Annotated in this window: 17 protein-coding genes; 9 read left to right on the top strand and 8 right to left on the bottom strand. The window is 56.0% G+C overall.

All coding sequences use genetic code 11. The annotated features are described in order from the left end of the window. Positions 1–66: 66 nt before the first annotated feature. The 5 genes from HMPREF0574_RS06695 to HMPREF0574_RS06675 form a co-directional block, all read right to left on the bottom strand. On the bottom strand, positions 67–639 hold the full coding sequence (locus tag HMPREF0574_RS06695) for a heat shock protein transcriptional repressor HspR (RefSeq protein ID WP_004007967.1): 573 nt from the start codon (positions 637–639) through the stop codon (positions 67–69). 8 nt (positions 640–647) lie between these two features. Further along, positions 648–1,751: a DnaJ C-terminal domain-containing protein gene (locus HMPREF0574_RS06690; RefSeq protein WP_004007966.1), complete on the bottom strand. Its 1,104-nt coding sequence runs from the start codon at positions 1,749–1,751 to the stop codon at positions 648–650. Between the two features lie 33 nt (positions 1,752–1,784). Then, positions 1,785–2,585 (bottom strand): nucleotide exchange factor GrpE, encoded by an 801-nt coding sequence (locus tag HMPREF0574_RS06685; protein WP_004007965.1) that lies wholly within the window; start codon positions 2,583–2,585, stop codon positions 1,785–1,787. After that, on the bottom strand, positions 2,582–4,456 hold the full coding sequence (gene dnaK / locus HMPREF0574_RS06680; protein WP_013188820.1) for a molecular chaperone DnaK: 1,875 nt from the start codon (positions 4,454–4,456) through the stop codon (positions 2,582–2,584). Before dnaK ends, HMPREF0574_RS06685 begins: the two co-directional genes overlap by 4 nt. A gap of 318 nt (positions 4,457–4,774) precedes the next feature. After that, positions 4,775–5,065, bottom strand: a complete 291-nt coding sequence (locus HMPREF0574_RS06675; protein WP_236585949.1) for a hypothetical protein — start codon at positions 5,063–5,065, stop codon at positions 4,775–4,777. Between the two features lie 295 nt (positions 5,066–5,360). Between HMPREF0574_RS06675 and HMPREF0574_RS06670 the strand changes: the two genes are divergently transcribed. Then, positions 5,361–6,023 (top strand): potassium channel family protein, encoded by a 663-nt coding sequence (locus HMPREF0574_RS06670; protein WP_004007960.1) that lies wholly within the window; start codon positions 5,361–5,363, stop codon positions 6,021–6,023. Between the two features lie 8 nt (positions 6,024–6,031). Here the strand turns inward: HMPREF0574_RS06670 and HMPREF0574_RS06665 are convergent, their stop codons facing one another. Together HMPREF0574_RS06665 and HMPREF0574_RS06660 are read right to left on the bottom strand one after the other, a co-directional pair. Next, on the bottom strand, positions 6,032–7,207 hold the full coding sequence (locus HMPREF0574_RS06665) for a hypothetical protein (protein ID WP_004007959.1): 1,176 nt from the start codon (positions 7,205–7,207) through the stop codon (positions 6,032–6,034). 23 nt (positions 7,208–7,230) lie between these two features. Then, positions 7,231–8,601 carry a TrkH family potassium uptake protein gene (locus tag HMPREF0574_RS06660; protein ID WP_004007958.1) on the bottom strand — a complete coding sequence of 457 codons (1,371 nt, stop codon included), beginning with the start codon at positions 8,599–8,601 and terminating at the stop codon, positions 7,231–7,233. A gap of 304 nt (positions 8,602–8,905) precedes the next feature. On the opposite strand from HMPREF0574_RS06660, the gene HMPREF0574_RS06655 reads away from it, so the two are divergent. From HMPREF0574_RS06655 to HMPREF0574_RS06630, 7 genes are all read left to right on the top strand, one after another. After that, on the top strand, positions 8,906–9,136 hold the full coding sequence (locus tag HMPREF0574_RS06655; protein WP_004007957.1) for a helix-turn-helix domain-containing protein: 231 nt from the start codon (positions 8,906–8,908) through the stop codon (positions 9,134–9,136). 119 nt (positions 9,137–9,255) lie between these two features. After that, complete coding sequence (locus tag HMPREF0574_RS09535) at positions 9,256–9,354, top strand: 30S ribosomal protein bS22 (RefSeq protein WP_003792170.1); 99 nt, start codon at positions 9,256–9,258, stop codon at positions 9,352–9,354. 77 nt (positions 9,355–9,431) lie between these two features. After that, on the top strand, positions 9,432–10,259 hold the full coding sequence (locus tag HMPREF0574_RS06650; RefSeq protein WP_004007956.1) for an HAD family hydrolase: 828 nt from the start codon (positions 9,432–9,434) through the stop codon (positions 10,257–10,259). A gap of 51 nt (positions 10,260–10,310) precedes the next feature. Then, a complete protein-coding gene (locus HMPREF0574_RS06645) occupies positions 10,311–10,988 on the top strand; it encodes a histidine phosphatase family protein (protein WP_004007955.1) in 678 nt (225 codons plus the stop codon). Positions 10,989–11,301: 313 nt separating this feature from the next. Continuing rightward, complete coding sequence (locus HMPREF0574_RS06640; RefSeq protein ID WP_004007954.1) at positions 11,302–11,709, top strand: ACT domain-containing protein; 408 nt, start codon at positions 11,302–11,304, stop codon at positions 11,707–11,709. Positions 11,710–11,743: 34 nt separating this feature from the next. Beyond that, positions 11,744–13,075, top strand: coding sequence for a DUF4921 family protein (locus tag HMPREF0574_RS06635; protein WP_004007953.1), 1,332 nt, complete (start codon positions 11,744–11,746; stop codon positions 13,073–13,075). A gap of 130 nt (positions 13,076–13,205) precedes the next feature. Beyond that, a complete protein-coding gene (locus HMPREF0574_RS06630) occupies positions 13,206–13,475 on the top strand; it encodes a DUF4235 domain-containing protein (RefSeq protein ID WP_004007952.1) in 270 nt (89 codons plus the stop codon). A gap of 29 nt (positions 13,476–13,504) precedes the next feature. On the opposite strand, the gene HMPREF0574_RS06625 is transcribed toward HMPREF0574_RS06630, so the two are convergent. After that, positions 13,505–14,542 carry a hypothetical protein gene (locus tag HMPREF0574_RS06625; protein WP_004007951.1) on the bottom strand — a complete coding sequence of 346 codons (1,038 nt, stop codon included), beginning with the start codon at positions 14,540–14,542 and terminating at the stop codon, positions 13,505–13,507. Between HMPREF0574_RS06625 and HMPREF0574_RS09870 the strand changes: the two genes are divergently transcribed. Further along, complete coding sequence (locus HMPREF0574_RS09870) at positions 14,541–14,669, top strand: hypothetical protein (RefSeq protein WP_004007950.1); 129 nt, start codon at positions 14,541–14,543, stop codon at positions 14,667–14,669. The genes HMPREF0574_RS06625 and HMPREF0574_RS09870 overlap by 2 nt on opposite strands. The last annotated feature ends 8 nt before the right edge of the window (positions 14,670–14,677 follow it).

Here is a 14,677-nt window from a genome sequence, read left to right as displayed (position 1 = left end):
TCAGCACCAGACAGTAATTCCTGGGAAACAGAACTACCCGGTTTCAGTTGCTGTGATTTAGAGTGCTCACGGGATTTCTTGACCCCACACCACCAGGGCGCTCGACTGAGAAGATGCCCCAAGGGGGAAGCCTATTGATTGTGTCTTTTCGGGTCGCTGCCCGCGATTAAGTTTCGTAACTTCACCGCTGGAGGAGGCGGCAAAGACCCGATTTTGCCGGTTTGCCGCCAGGGAGAGCGCCGCGTTTTCTGCTTCGAGTTCATCCACGCGGCGCTGCAAATCCATGATGCGCCGAATGCCCTCTAAGTTCACGCCCTCTCCCTGGGACAAACTCTGAACCTGGTGTAGTCGCGCCAAATCCCGCAGCGAATAGCGCCGTCCACCCCCACCGGTGCGTCGCGGCACCACCAGACCCAGCCGATCATATTGACGCAGGGTCTGGGGGTGGATGCTCATCATTTCGGCGGCCTGAGATACCCGAAACCGGGGCTTCACCCACACCTGTTGGGCTTCGACCTCGCTGAGCCCGGCAGTGCCGTGAGCCCCTCCGAATTCTTTGGTCAGAATGGTCTCCACCAGCCGCCGATTGTTGGAACACAACAGCGCCAGGGCCGCATTCATCTCATCGATTAGGCTCATGACATCTCCTAAAGCGCAACCTTCCGATCTAACTCGGCGCGCGGATTAGCGCTGCTGGTTGCCGCCGCGAAATCATCAACGGCTTTCTTGGCAGCCCGCGAGAGCTTCTGCGGGACGGCTACCTGCACGGTTAAGCGCAAGTTCCCGCGTCCTTTCTTGGTGTGCAAGCCGTATCCGGGAATCCGAATCTCCTCACCAGATTGTGTACCGCTCGGTACATTAACTTTCACGGTCGAACCATCCGGCAGCGGTACTTCAATAAGTGCCCCGTTGACGGCTTCCGCAAAAGTAATGGGCAGAGTGAACAGCAAATCCTTCCCATCCAACTGCAGGAAGGGGTGCGGAGAAACACTGCAGGTCACCACCAGGTTGCCCGGTTCGCCACCGTTTATGCCTGGCTTACCCTTACCCTTCAGGCGAATCTTTTGCCCGTCCCGAACCCCCGGAGGAATCCGCACGCTAATGACTTCACCGTGCAGCTTGAGCCGAATGGTGGCGCCGTTATACGCCTGTTTAAAGGTCAGTTTCGTGGAAGCCGTGAGGTCAGCACCGTCTTGGGCACGGAACGCGAACTTGCGCGCCCCCGCGGTGGATGCTCCGGCACCGTAACCTGGGTCAGCCGTGGGTCGGGCTCCTCCCGGAAAACGACCCGAAAAGCCTGGTCCAAATCCGGCGTAAGATGCACCCGGACCAGCTCCATCCGCACTATCCGCATAGCGGGTAAAAGTGTTGAGGATGTCGCTCAAATCCGGACCGGCACCACCGTAAGTGCTACCACCAGCGCCGTAACCGCCAGAGAACATTGCCGAAAACACGTCCTCAAAATCGGAGGCAGAACCGTGGCGGGACCCCCCAGCCTGAAACCGAGGACCGCCAGAGACCATCGCTCGCAAGGCATCGTACTTCTGACGCTGTTCGGAATCGGAGAGAACCGAGTAAGCCTCGCCAATCTCTTTAAACTTTTCCTCAGCCGCTTTATCGCCGGGATTCTGGTCCGGGTGATACTGACGCGCTAACTTGCGATAGGCCTTTTTCAGGTCTTTATCCGTCACGTCCTTTGAGACTCCCAGGACGGCGTAATAATCCTTATCAATCCAATCATTGGTGCCCATCGCTTACCCCCTTTCCATTTCTTGATTCACGATTCATGCCTCTGAAGTTTGGTCGGCAGAGGGACTTTTCTCAACTCCCACCACCACCATGGCAGCGCGCAGAACCCGTTCTCCCATCAGGTAGCCCGGCTGCGCCACCGCGTCGATGATATGTTCGCCACCGTCATCTGCACCCGGAGCCATTTGAATGGCCTGGTGCAGATTCGGATCGAAGGTGTCGCCGACCTTTCCGTAACGCTTGACTTTAAACCGCGTCTGCAAAGTGGACTCCAATTTGGTAGCCACCGCGCCAAACGGACCCTCCAAGTCTCCGTGCTGACGAGCCAAATCAATGTCGTCCAACACTCCCATCAGGGCATCAACCACCGAGGCGACCCCCGCTTCTTGCTGCTGGGGGATTTCCGCCTTGGTGCGTTTGGCGTAGTTGCTGTACTCCTGTTGGAGGTTATACAAATCCGCCCGCGCCCGCGCCAAGTCATCCTTGGCGCGATCGAGGTCTTGGTTTAGCGTCGCGATACGGTCCTCTTGGGCATGAGCCAACTCGCCGGTCAGCTCATCCGCTTCATCCGCGGCGGGCTGTCCACCCGCCTGAGCCGCGCCCCCGTTTTCGTGACCAGCAGAGTCACCGGGGGAAACATGGCTGTGTGAGGAATGCTCCGCCGCGGAGTCGGCATTTTTGCCGTTCTTGGAGCCAGACTTGGCTTTGACCTCAGTCTCTGCGGAATTCTGTGTCGCGCTGGCCTTTTCGGCTTCATGGGCAGCGGCTTCATCGAATTCTTTCTGAGCTTCGGCGTACGCCTTGCGGGCCTCTTGACTAAGTTTGTCCTCGCTCACTTGTTATCACCCTCATCGTCTTCATCAATGACTTCGGCGTCGATAACGTCGTCATCATCGGTGGAGGCGGTGTTAGGTTCCGCAGCAGCACCGTCCGCCGGCGCCGACTCGTTTTCCTGCGCGTGGGCGTACAGAGCCTGTCCAATGGCTTGGGCCTTTTCCTCCAGTTCGCTCATCGCAGTCTTGATAGCTTCGATGTCTTCACCTTCGTTAGCCTTCTTAAGGTGTTCCAAAGATTCCTTCACCGGAGCCACCACGTCCTCAGGCAGCTTTTCAGCGTTGTCCTTCAGCAGTTTCTCGATACGGTAAACGGCCTGTTCAGCACCATTACGCACCTCAGCTTCGTCACGACGCTGCTTGTCTTCCGCAGAGTGCGCCTCGGCTTCCTTAATCATGCGGTCAATTTCGTCCTTCGGAAGGGAAGATCCGCCGGTGATGGTCATGGACTGCTCCTGACCAGTGCCGCGGTCCTTTGCCGAAACGTGCACGATACCGTTAGCGTCGATGTCAAAAGTGACTTCGATTTGCGGCAGTCCGCGTGGCGCAGGAGCGATTCCGGTCAGTTCGAAAGTGCCCAGCGGCTTGTTGTCGCGAGCGAACTGACGTTCCCCTTGGTAGACCTGAATCAGCACGGAAGGCTGATTGTCCTCGGCGGTCGAAAAGACCTCGGAGTGCTTCGTCGGGATAGCCGTGTTGCGCTCAATCAGCGGGGTCATAATGCCACCCTTGGTTTCAATACCCAAGCTCAAAGGGGTCACGTCAATGAGCAGAACGTCCTTGCGGTCGCCTTCAATGACGCCCGCCTGGAGAGCTGCCCCCACTGCCACGACCTCATCGGGATTCACGCCCTTATTCGGCTCGCGACCGCCAGTCAGCTCCTTGACCAGCTCGGTTACGGCAGGCATCCGGGTGGAACCACCGACCAACACCACGTGGTCAATTTCGCTGAGTTTAATGCCGGCGTCCTTGATAACCGCGTTGAACGGAGTCTTGCAGCGGTTGAGCAGGTCTGCGGTCATTTCTTCAAACTTTGCGCGCGTGAGCTTCTCGTCCAGGTGAATCGGTCCATTTTCGCTCATGGACAGGTACTGCAGGTTAATGTTCGTGCTCATTGCGCTGGACAGTTCCTTCTTGGCCTGCTCAGCAGCATCGCGCAGACGCTGCAGTGCGATTTTGTCCTTGGACAAATCCACGCCGTCCTTCGTCTTTACCTGGTCAACCAACCAATCAACGATGCGCTGATCCCAGTCGTCACCGCCCAGTTTGTTGTCGCCATTGGTGGCGCGCACCTGAATGGTGGAAAATCCGTCGTCGTCCTTACCAACTTCCAGCAGGGACACGTCGAACGTACCGCCGCCCAGGTCAAAGACCAGAATCAGCTCGTCCTCTTTACCTTTTTCCAGCCCGTAAGCCAGCGCCGCAGCGGTCGGCTCGTTGATGATACGCAGTACCTTCAAACCCGCAATCTTGCCCGCTTCCTGAGTCGCGGTACGCTGCGAATCGTTGAAATATGCCGGAACTGTAATGACGGCAGATTCCACGCTTTCACCCAGGTAGGCTTCGGCGTCCTGCTTGAGTTTGCCCAGGATGCGAGCCGAGATTTCCTGCGGAGTGTATTGCTTGTCGTCGATGTCAATCTTCCAGTCGGTGCCCATGTGGCGCTTTACCGATGAAATGGTGCGGTCCACGTTCGTGACCGCCTGGCGCTTGGCAACTTCACCTACCAAGACTTCGCCTGTCTTTGAGAACGCCACCACGGAAGGTGTGGTACGCATTCCCTCCGCGTTAGCGATAATCGTAGGTTCACCACCTTCCAAAACTGCCAGAGCCGAGTTTGTGGTTCCCAAGTCGATGCCTACTGCTTTTGCCATTGTGTTTCTCCCCTTTTTCTTTGTGTGTTCGTATTCTTTAAATTTCAAACCCAAGAACAGCAATCTTGAGTTCTAACGACTCAAGTTTATCTCAGCCAATTTTCCTTGTCTACCCGAGGCTGTAAAACTTGAGTCTATCTAACTCAACTTATCTAGGTGCGGATTTATTCCCGAAAAAGAAAACCAAAACGAAAACTGGCGCAGCGGACTCGTGAAATCAAACCCAGAAAGGGCAAAGCGCCCGGAAAGTAACCCGGACGCCTTGCCCCGAAAGGAGAACATCATGAAGAAAAAAGAATCTGACCCAACCCCGCCTCGCTAGGCGACGAAACCCTGGTTAGCCACCGTGCGAGAACTAAGAATCCCCACAATACCCGAAGCGGGAACATTAAAGGGAGGGAACCCTACCAGCCTGTTTACCGCGTCAGCCAACGTTCCGGAGTTAAACGCCCGCGCATTGGCGTCTGCCCGATTCACATTGCTGGGGGCGACAATCTTGGGAAAAGCGGGAACATTATCGTAGGCACTGCGACCAGCCGTGGAAGCCACCGCCACTGCAAACATCTGAGGCGTCTGCAGCTTATCTGTGCCACCGAGTTGCTCACTCATTTTCATCCCATCCTTGGATTGCCATAATCTCTGACCCCAAGACACCGTTGCCGGTTACCTTGGCGACAACCGTAACTATCGGTTGGTTTTCGACTTCATTAGGTTCTTTCCAGATTTTTTCGTCCAGAGTTGGGTTTGAGCTGGCATTTAGTGTTCAAAAGGGGTATTTGTCAGGACAAAAGATTGTTTTGGGGTGATTCCCCGCCGCAGCCGCGCGATGTCAAAAATCCCTCGAAAACCGCCACAATCCCGCCAGAAAGCCAACCGCAAGGCATGAAACAGGTAAACTTTGAGGGTGGCTGAAAAGGAAAAGTCCTCGGGAACATTGGTAATCGGCTTGGGTCGTTTCGGATCCGCGGTCGCGATGACGCTGAATTCTTTGGACCGCGAAATTCTGGCTGTTGAAAATGACCCGGCACAAGTCGAGCGTTTTTCCCCGCTCTTTCCCGTGGTAGAAGCCGACGCAACCCGGCTGGACGCGATGGAACAGTTGGGTGCCAAAGATTTTTCATCCACCGTGGTGGGTGTGGGCGCTCTGGAAGCGTCGGTGCTGATTACCGCTAACTTGGTCGACTTGGGGATGGAACAGATTTGGGCCAAAGCCATCAGTCGAGAACAGGGCAAAATCCTGCGTCGTATTGGTGCCCACCACGTCATTTACCCAGAATTTGATGCCGGAAGGCGCACCGCGCACCTGGTTGACGGCAGAATGCTGGACTACGTAGAGATGGACCGCGAAGGCTTCTCGATCGTAAAGATGCGCCCCCCGGCAGAAATTCAAGGATTCACCCTGTTGGAATCCGATGTGCGCCGTCGCTACGGGGTTAACATCCTAGGTGTTATCTCACCCGGACAGCACTTTGAATACGCCGGACCTGACACCGTGGTGGCAGCTAATGACCTGATTATCGTGTCGGGAGACGGAAAGCTGCTCGAAGATTTTGCTAATCGCCCCTGAGTGAAAGCTTAGAGATTCAACCAATAAGTCGAGCCCGGCACCACTCGATACATAAGCGCAGTGAGACGGGTTCCAGTGCAGGATTGCGCCACTTCACCCAATTCACTCGCTTCGAGGTCCACACCCACATCGGCGCCATCCAAAACTGCTCTGAAACCGAAAAACACCACGTCATAGTCGCGACGGACTCGGTCCCAATCAACCCCCAGAAAGAGTGCGTCTTTACCGCTCAAGCGTTGGAATTCTTGCCGCACATCCGGGTTGGTAAACTCTAGCGGATAGCGCCTAACCAGTTCACGCCAGTCTTGCAGGGTATTCACTTGATAGACCCGGTCAAAGCTGAGCGGAGGAATCTCCTCAAAACGGAAAGGCAGCTCCCGCGCTTGTTCCGGACTGCCAGCCCACGTCGGATCAAACAGGTCGCGTGTACAGGCAAACTGCCGCAACGGCGCTTGCGGGAAGCGCAAACCGGAAGTTGGATCGGGGATGGGCGGCACCGGACCAATGAAACTCGATATATAAGGGAAAGTTTGCGGATTCGTCCCCCCATGAGCTTCCACATAACGCGGCAACTGCCCAGCAGTCCGCTGCACAGCGCTGGGGACGGAGGACTGACGGAAAGTCACGGCATCCAGAGAATCAAACCTCAGGTGTTGCGCCCGCGGGTGAAAACGCTGGTTGAGGTACTTTAATTGGGGATAATCCAGCCATTGCTGCGCTAAGGCGTCCGCGATTTTTCGACCACTCGGACCGATGACCCGATCCGCAATTCGCGGTTGCAGATTTTCACAAAACGTGTAATCACACGCAGCCGTAGATAGCCGCTCCACCAGCAGGGGCAGTTTCTGTTCTGGAACCCCCTGAACGTTCTCGCGGCGAAGCTCCTCAAAGCGAGTTTTAAACTGCTGAATTACCGGGGTGGCACCAGGAATATCACGCACATCAGTGCCGTTTTGCAAAGCCTTGAGAGCATGACGTTCCTTGCGGGCATGGGAGCGCATATACGAGACAAACAACTTCCGACTCAAAGGGTCATCTACCATTCCCAGGCAAAAGGCCTCCAGGGTCGAATCTGCAAAAACTTCCCGAAACAGGTCCGGGAAAGCCACCAGCACCACCCAGTAGCGACGCCACGCCCCCGGCTTCGTCTCCAGACTGGGGAACGCCCAATTCGTCATCGCCATTGTTTTTTACTCCCGCTGCATGCCTATCCGATACTGGGGGCTTCTTCAGGAAATCGTATCACCCGACGGCGGTTCCGCATGGCGAGGGCAGCCCCGAAGGTCATGGTTCCCACCCGACCGGTAAACATCAGCAGGGACAGCAAAATTTTTCCTGAATCCGGGAGGGAACCGGTGACGCCGGTAGACAGACCGACAGTCCCGAACGCACTATTGACCTCAAAAAGAGCTTCTGACAACGGCAAATTCGTCAACAGCAGCAACGTGGCGGTAGACAACCCTATGACCAGGGCGCTCATCGCGACAACCGCCACCGCTAGGCGCACCGTTGACGGACCAATACGCCTCCCGAACGCTTCAATGTCACGATTACCACGCACTTCTGCCACGATTGCCAGGACCATCACCGCGAAAGTCGTGACCTTGATACCCCCGGCGGTGGACGCCGAACCACCCCCGATAAACATCATGATGGAAGAAACGAACCAAGACGCCTCGTGCATAGAACCCACATCAATCGTGGAAACCCCCAGTGACCTGGCGTTAAACGCCCCCAATAAAGCTGCCAGGAGCTTCCCCGGCAAATCCAAAGCCCCCAAAGTTCGCGGATTATCCCACTCGATAATCCCGTTGATTCCGCCGCCCACTACCGACAGCGCTAGGTAGGTCGTGATGGTCAGTTTCGAGTGCAAACTCAAGTGTTTAGGCCGCCGCCAATTGCGTGCCAAATCGAGGGAAACCGGGAAACCGATAGCGCCGATGAAAACTCCCAGGCACATGGGACCAATAATGCCGAAATCAGCCACGAACTGTTCCACCCCGCCCGGCACGATGACGAAACCAGCATTGTTAAACACGCTGACCGCCATGAACAAGGCATACCAAGCTGACAAGCCGATGCCGTAATCTTGCCGGATAAACTCCGGGAAAAGCATCAGGGCAATGACTGATTCGACCGAAACTGACACCAGCAGCGCCATTTTCCCCAGCGAGCCGACTTCCCCGAGGGAAGATTTCTTTTCCCCGGCAGCCAAGATGCGAGCAGTCAGACCGATATGGCGCGATACTGCCAAGGACAGCATCGATGCCAGGGTCATGACACCAAGTCCCCCGATTTCCACGCCGAGCATGATGACTACTAGCCCAAACGGCGACCAGTAGGTATCGGTAGGCACCACCGTCAAACCGGTCACACACACTGCGGAAGTACTGGTAAACAGCGCATCAATAAAGCGAGCATGACCTGGATCGCGAGTAGCAATCGGCAGGGACAGGAGAACAGTTTGGACGACAATGATAGAGAGGAACACCGCGAGCGTCAGGCGAGCGGGGGCTCGACGGGCCAGTTCATCAAACCACTTCCCGCTTTTTTCGCGCAGGTTCGCAAAAAACTTCAAGTTCGCCCGTTCCTTTTCCTGACAGGGATTTTCCGGTTGATTTTTCGGGTAAGCTTTCGCTGTCCCAACGGAGCCCTGAGAAGCCCCCGTGCGGAAAACTCGGTTACAACGTTACCCTTTGCCAGACCAAAACTGGAATACCCGTCCGTCAAAAGGGAGGAATTTCGGCAAAAATCGGAGGTTTAGAGAAAATCGGGGGTGAAGAACTAACACTTTTAGGTAAATTACCGATATATTTTTGTATGTAGCGCGTGTTGAGTGTGAGACTAAAGTGGCTCCGGTCGCGCGTCTAGGCAAATTTAGGATGACGGGAATGACTCAGAGCCAGGCACCACGGTTCCTCACCGTAGCGGAAGTTGCGGACTTGTTGAGGGTCTCGAAGATGACCGTTTATCGTATGGTTCATGCTGGCGATCTTCCCGCTGTTCGTGTCAAGCGTTCGTTTCGAGTACCGTTGAAAGCTGTCGAGGAGCTCTCTGCGTCAAACCTAGACAACTGGATGATTGGCAACGATGACGAAGCCGTCGCGCAATAGTTTGGGGTGTCGTCGCGCGCGCGCAGGTTCTCTCATTTTGGCTAGGGTGTCTGAAAAAGGTAAACTTGTGTGGTTATTTGCCGCGTGTTCGGTGGCAGCAGTTATTTTAGGAGGTCGGCGTGGGTTCCGTCATTAAGAAGCGTCGCAAGCGGATGGCGAAAAAGAAGCATCGCAAGTTGCTTCGGAAGACGCGTCATCAGCGTCGTAATAAGAAGTAGACGTCGGCGGGCTCGGATTTTTCCGAGCCCGCGCACGTTTTTGAGCGTCTCAAAAAACACTTCAGTAAGATTAATACGTGGCGAAAATCGCAGCTTTCTTTGATGTCGACGGCACCTTAATCCGTGGTGCCTCGACCTGGTATCTGGCACGGGATTTGTATTCCCGCGGCTACTTTGGGCTGGATTTCTTTGTTTTTGCGGCTCGCCAAGCCCTGCTTTACGTCATTTTCGGAGAAAGCATCCATCGCGTGGAGCAGGTAAAAAAACGGTCCCTGCAGATTATCGAAGGCAAACTGGAATCGGATTTGGTGCTGGTCGGAGAGGAACTCTATGACCGTTTCCTGCAGGAACGCTTGTTTCCAGGAGCATTAAAGATCATCCAAAAACACCTCGATGCTGGGCACGATGTCTGGCTGGTTTCCGCTACCCCAAGGGAAATTGCGCAATCTATGGCGCATCGTTTGGGGTTGACCGGGGCTCTGGGCACGGTGGTGGAAGTCGATGAGCGGGGACGCTACACCGGAAAGATGCCGCAGTCTCTGATGCACGGCACCATGAAAGCCAAAGCGGTGCTGGAACTGTCTTGGGAACACGACTACGACCTGAAACAGTGCTATGCCTATTCCGATTCCATGTCTGATGAAAAGCTTTTTAACCTGGTCGGACACCCTTGTGTGGTCAATCCCGAACCAAAGTTGCGCCGGATTGCCAAACGTCGCCACTGGCCGATTTATGATTTCGCGCACCGCCGTCTGGATATTGCCATTAAGGTGCGCAGTCGCTACCTGCCCGCCATCACGATAGGTTTCCTGTGGACGCTGCGAGTCCTCTGGAGATACGTGATTCGCCGGATTCTACACGTCCCCGGACGGATTTGGCGTTCCCGGTTTCCCCGTCGCCGATAACTGTCCCACACCCATCACCACCACTGACCATCAACCCTGAAGAGAGGAACCATGGCTCTGACCACCGTCCACCTGATGCGACACGGCGAAGTTGATAATCCGGAAGGGGTGCTCTACGAGCGGCTCGACGGCTTTGGGCTGACCGAGCGCGGGCGGGAAATGACGACGCTAACAGCTCGCTGGCTGGCAGCGGAAAACCGCGATATTGCCATGATTATGTCCTCTCCTCTGCAGCGCGCCCAGGAAAGCGCCGCGCCCGCGGCCGAAATTTTCCAGCTGCCTGTTCACCTCGATTCGCGTCTGACCGAAGCGGGCAATAAATTGCGCGGTCAAAAGATTCACCGTTCCTCGCTGACTTTGGCGCACCCGCAATACTGGCCGCTGTACGTGGCACCTTGGTTGCCGTCTTGGGGGGAGCATTACCGGGACATCGTTCAGCGGATGTTTCGCGCGGTGGCTCACGCGAGGGCCTTGACTCCCCCCGGTAGGGAATCTTTGGTGGTTTCTCACCAGCTGCCGATTTGGACGCTGCGACGTTTTGTGGAGGGCAAATCTTTGGTTCACGATCCGCGGAAACGCGAGTGCGCCCTGGCCTCCGTGACCTCGTTTTATTTCGATAATGCCACTTTGATTGGCATGGAGTACGCTTCACCAGCGGAATCGCTGGTGGCTGAGGCTAGGGATGTGACACCGGGGCGTTCCAGCGCCGCGGTCAACACTGGTCGTTGACTCGCGAGGGGGATTTAGCAACGCTTGCGCCCGGCAAAACCAGCGACTCAGCCGGGCTTAAATTGGACGTGACACGACTGATAGTATGCGCCCCTCCGGAGGCTCTCCATAGTGACTTGCCACCCTCAGAAATTAGTTAAATATTTTAATAACTATTAGTCTGTTTCGCACCAATTCTCCAGGGGACACACGACTTCCTTTTCACTAACTGACATACTGTTCCCGAGGCTCCGGACAATAGTGCCCCAGGACGGTTAGAATGAAAAGGTTACGTCACCGGGAAAGACCCCGAGAAACGATTGAATAGGATTTTATGAGCGAGAACGCCACATACGAACAAATGCTGGCTCAGATTAACCCCCGCATCGGGGTGGAGTACGTGTTTGCCAGTGTTACCCAGCTACCTCCAGACGTGGAACCGGTGGCGTTAATCCGTGAACCGGAAGGCATTACCATCGGGGTGACTTTGGAAGAAGCTGCTCGTGCCGGTCTGAGCACTGCCGACCCCTACACGATTATCACCTTGTCAGCGCCCGGATCCCTGGACGTGGTCGGATTAAATTCTGGGATTGCCCAAGTGCTGTCCTCCCGCTCCATCCCGGCAAACATTTTTTCCGGAATCTATCACACCCATATTTTTGTGCCTTCCAAACTGGCGAATGATGCCAAAGCCGTACTCGAAGATGTGTCCGGCCAAGCGAAAGCCTGGCTCGATATGTGAGCCGAGGTCCAACCCCAAAGGATTACTGTTCATCATGAAGGATAAGAACCCTCTCCAGCTGACCCCCGACCCGATGGACCGAATGGCAGACGGCACCATCAAACAGCGCAATCCCCTGACCGGAACCCAAGTATGGACAGTAACAAGTCGCGGGAATCGCCCCCACTTCCATCGCGAAGCAGTCACGGAACCGGCACCGCTGCTGCAGCCCTCCGACTTCACCAACACCTGCGCCTTTTGCACGGACCGCTACTTTGACACCCCGCCGGAAAAATCCCGGCTGGTCAAAGGTTTGGACGCAAAGTTCCACAAAATCGAGGGCCTGCCCGCCGCCTCCATGCAAGACATGGTCGCGGAGTTTCGGCGTATTCCCAACCTTTTTGAGATTGTTTCCTATGATTATTGGCACGAAAACCACAACCACTACCCCACTGAGGCCCAAAACCGGCGCATGGCAGATTACCTGGCCTCCGCAGCGGGATATGATCACGTCTTGCACGTAGTGAAAATGCGCCTGGAGGCGTCCGGTGAGGACCACCTGGAAACTATCCCCGATGACGCTTTGCTGCAGTACGCCACCGGTCTGTTCGCCGGAGGACACGACGTAATCGTGGCACGGCGTCACTACGTGGACGGAGCGACCAGGGCGGATCAAAACGCTTCGGCAGGGACTTTGAGCGTGGCTGAACACCGCGCCTACATCGGCTACACCATCGCCACCCTGCAAGACCTGTACAAATTGAATCCTGCCGTGAAATACGTCACCGCTTTCCAAAATTGGTTGCGACCAGCCGGAGCATCCTTTGACCACCTGCATAAACAGCTGGTAGCCGTGGATGAATACGGGGTCCAGATTGAAGCTGAAGCTGCGCGTGTGGCGGCAGACCCAGCGATTTACCGCCGAATCCTGCATTATGTGACGCACCGACAAATGATGATTCTGGGTAACGACTACGCAGTAGGGTTCGCTGACTTTGGACACCGCTACCAAACCATCGCAGTCTGGCCCCTGGGACCGGCACTGTTGCCGTGGGAATACACTCGGGAACAGGTCGACGGGATTTCTGACGTGTTACACGCACTGCACTGTGCGGTAGGACCCGCCGTCCCCACCAACGAGGAATGGTACCACCGACCTGTTGACCTCGATGTCCCACTGCGGTTCCGTATCCTGCTAAAACAGCGCACTTCGACCCTGGCAGGTTTCGAAGGCTCCACCCGGATTTACCTCAACTCGGTCGACCCGTGGACGCTGCGCGACGAAATGGTGACGCTATTGGAGAAAAAGCGCGAACAAGGTCTGATAGCACCCTCGCTGCGGCTGGGCAACGAATACCGTTTGCCGAAAGATTCCTTGGGAGAATAGCCCGTCCCGCACGCGCGACTACACCGACAAAACCCGCGACGGTACTCTCGACCGAACCGAGTCTTGACCCGATAACATGGAGGGGACGCTGTTGTTTGGTGTAAACCTGACAAGGATTTAAGGAGAAAACGTGGACATCGGAGAAAAAGTTGTAAATGTAGCGGCTGTGGGCCTGGCGGGCCTGGTCAGCGACAACATCGTCAAATTGGGATGGAGGATGGCCACCGGAGCTAATCCTCCGCAGGACGATGACGTGGAAGTCGGGTTGGCACAAGCCATCGTTTTCGCGGTCCTGTCCGGGGTATTGCTCGCCATTATCAAGCGTTTCACCGTGCGTACCGCTAGTCAGTGGTGGGTAAACAAGCACAGCGAAGCCGGCATCGGCATCGAAAGCGCCTAGGCAAGGGCGCGTTCCATCTGGTTCCGGACTTAGAGAGTAACGACGAAATCGTCCTCGTCAATAATGACCCCATTGGTTGCTTCTGCCAGTTGTCTGGCGACAGCTTCGATGGTGTCAATTACGGTCAGCCGATCCAGACGCATCGCCCGTTTCAGCCTGCTTTCCTCCGTGATGGTGATTTCTGGGGCTATCCAAGAAATGGCGTAGCTCACGCAGCCGTCTTCAGCATGTCCCAAGGCCGGGGGGATAGCAGTTTCTCCCTGCACCACCACGTGAACGGACGATTTTTGGGTTACGTCAGCGGCAATCGCGTAGGCGTCAACCATCAGGGGCATAGACATGGCAGCTTCGTCATAGGCTTCTGCTTCCGCATGTAGCCACGCCCGCTCGTCCGGGCTGACCCCGGCTTGAATGCGCGAGCGCAAGCCGTCGGGGTCATAGTTGGCGCGTTCCTCGGGGGTGGTCAGGCGAGGGGGTTTAGGTCCCGAGCGGCGCTGGGTCTGTTCAGTTTCGTTTCCCATCAGCAGGGCGGCGATAGGCAAGGCTCGCTGCACCACCTGGAGACAGGCCGCTGGTTCCAACCAAATTTCGGACAGTACACGCAAGCTCACCGCGGAGTCTGGATCCGGGACGATAATCGGACCGGTCGAGAACCGCAAGGCGCCAGCCAACCGCCGTGCCATGCGCCGCAGCCCCTGTAAAACTTCGAGTTCCAGCCCTTCCGGACCGCCTTCTCGAAACGCGTCCCACAAGGGGTCCCGCCCCTGCAACCACTGCGGCACGGGTTTCCCGCGCAGGGCAGGAACGCCTGCCAAATACGCGAACTTCAGGCGGCTGGGCAGCCCCAACCCCACAATCGCTTCCGGCGTCAAATCCCAAGGACCGGTCAGATATGCCTCTTTTTTGAGCTCTAAAAGTCCCGGTCCCAAGCGGGAACACTCGGTCCAAATTTGCCCTGCCAGAATGTCGATTTCTTCAGGCTGCACGTCATCGGCAACCGCGAGCAAGTGAAACGGCTGCGCAGCTGACAAATCCAAAGAATCGTGGCGATTGGCAGGTGACAACATGATTTTTTCCTTCCTAAATCTGCCCGACCGTTACCGAGGTGACGCTGCAGGGACGTTATTCAGTCGCGGGGGTAGGCTCGACGACGTGTCGTGGCATCTGGCAGCGTTTCCGCGCCGTCCCTGGTGACCGAGGAA

The organism is Mobiluncus curtisii subsp. curtisii ATCC 35241 (assembly GCF_000146285.1).
Lineage (GTDB): Bacteria > Actinomycetota > Actinomycetes > Actinomycetales > Actinomycetaceae > Mobiluncus > Mobiluncus curtisii.
The sequence above is the reverse complement of the archived record's forward strand: the minus strand, read 5'-3'. Positions and strand labels throughout refer to the sequence as shown.

What these genes read in the sequence shown, in the direction of transcription:
- HMPREF0574_RS06695 (WP_004007967.1), bottom strand. Translation starts at nt 639, where the DNA reads ATGAGCCTAATCGATGAGATGAATGCGGCCCTGGCGCTGTTGTGTTCC.
- HMPREF0574_RS06690 (WP_004007966.1), bottom strand. Translation starts at nt 1,751, where the DNA reads ATGGGCACCAATGATTGGATTGATAAGGATTATTACGCCGTCCTGGGA.
- dnaK (WP_013188820.1), bottom strand. Translation starts at nt 4,456, where the DNA reads ATGGCAAAAGCAGTAGGCATCGACTTGGGAACCACAAACTCGGCTCTG.
- HMPREF0574_RS06675 (WP_236585949.1), bottom strand. Translation starts at nt 5,065, where the DNA reads ATGAGTGAGCAACTCGGTGGCACAGATAAGCTGCAGACGCCTCAGATG.
- HMPREF0574_RS06665 (WP_004007959.1), bottom strand. Translation starts at nt 7,207, where the DNA reads ATGGCGATGACGAATTGGGCGTTCCCCAGTCTGGAGACGAAGCCGGGG.
- HMPREF0574_RS06655 (WP_004007957.1), top strand. Translation starts at nt 8,906, where the DNA reads ATGACGGGAATGACTCAGAGCCAGGCACCACGGTTCCTCACCGTAGCG.
- HMPREF0574_RS06645 (WP_004007955.1), top strand. Translation starts at nt 10,311, where the DNA reads ATGGCTCTGACCACCGTCCACCTGATGCGACACGGCGAAGTTGATAAT.
- HMPREF0574_RS06640 (WP_004007954.1), top strand. Translation starts at nt 11,302, where the DNA reads ATGAGCGAGAACGCCACATACGAACAAATGCTGGCTCAGATTAACCCC.
- HMPREF0574_RS06635 (WP_004007953.1), top strand. Translation starts at nt 11,744, where the DNA reads ATGAAGGATAAGAACCCTCTCCAGCTGACCCCCGACCCGATGGACCGA.
- HMPREF0574_RS09870 (WP_004007950.1), top strand. Translation starts at nt 14,541, where the DNA reads ATGATTTTTTCCTTCCTAAATCTGCCCGACCGTTACCGAGGTGACGCT.
- HMPREF0574_RS06625 (WP_004007951.1), bottom strand. Translation starts at nt 14,542, where the DNA reads ATGTTGTCACCTGCCAATCGCCACGATTCTTTGGATTTGTCAGCTGCG.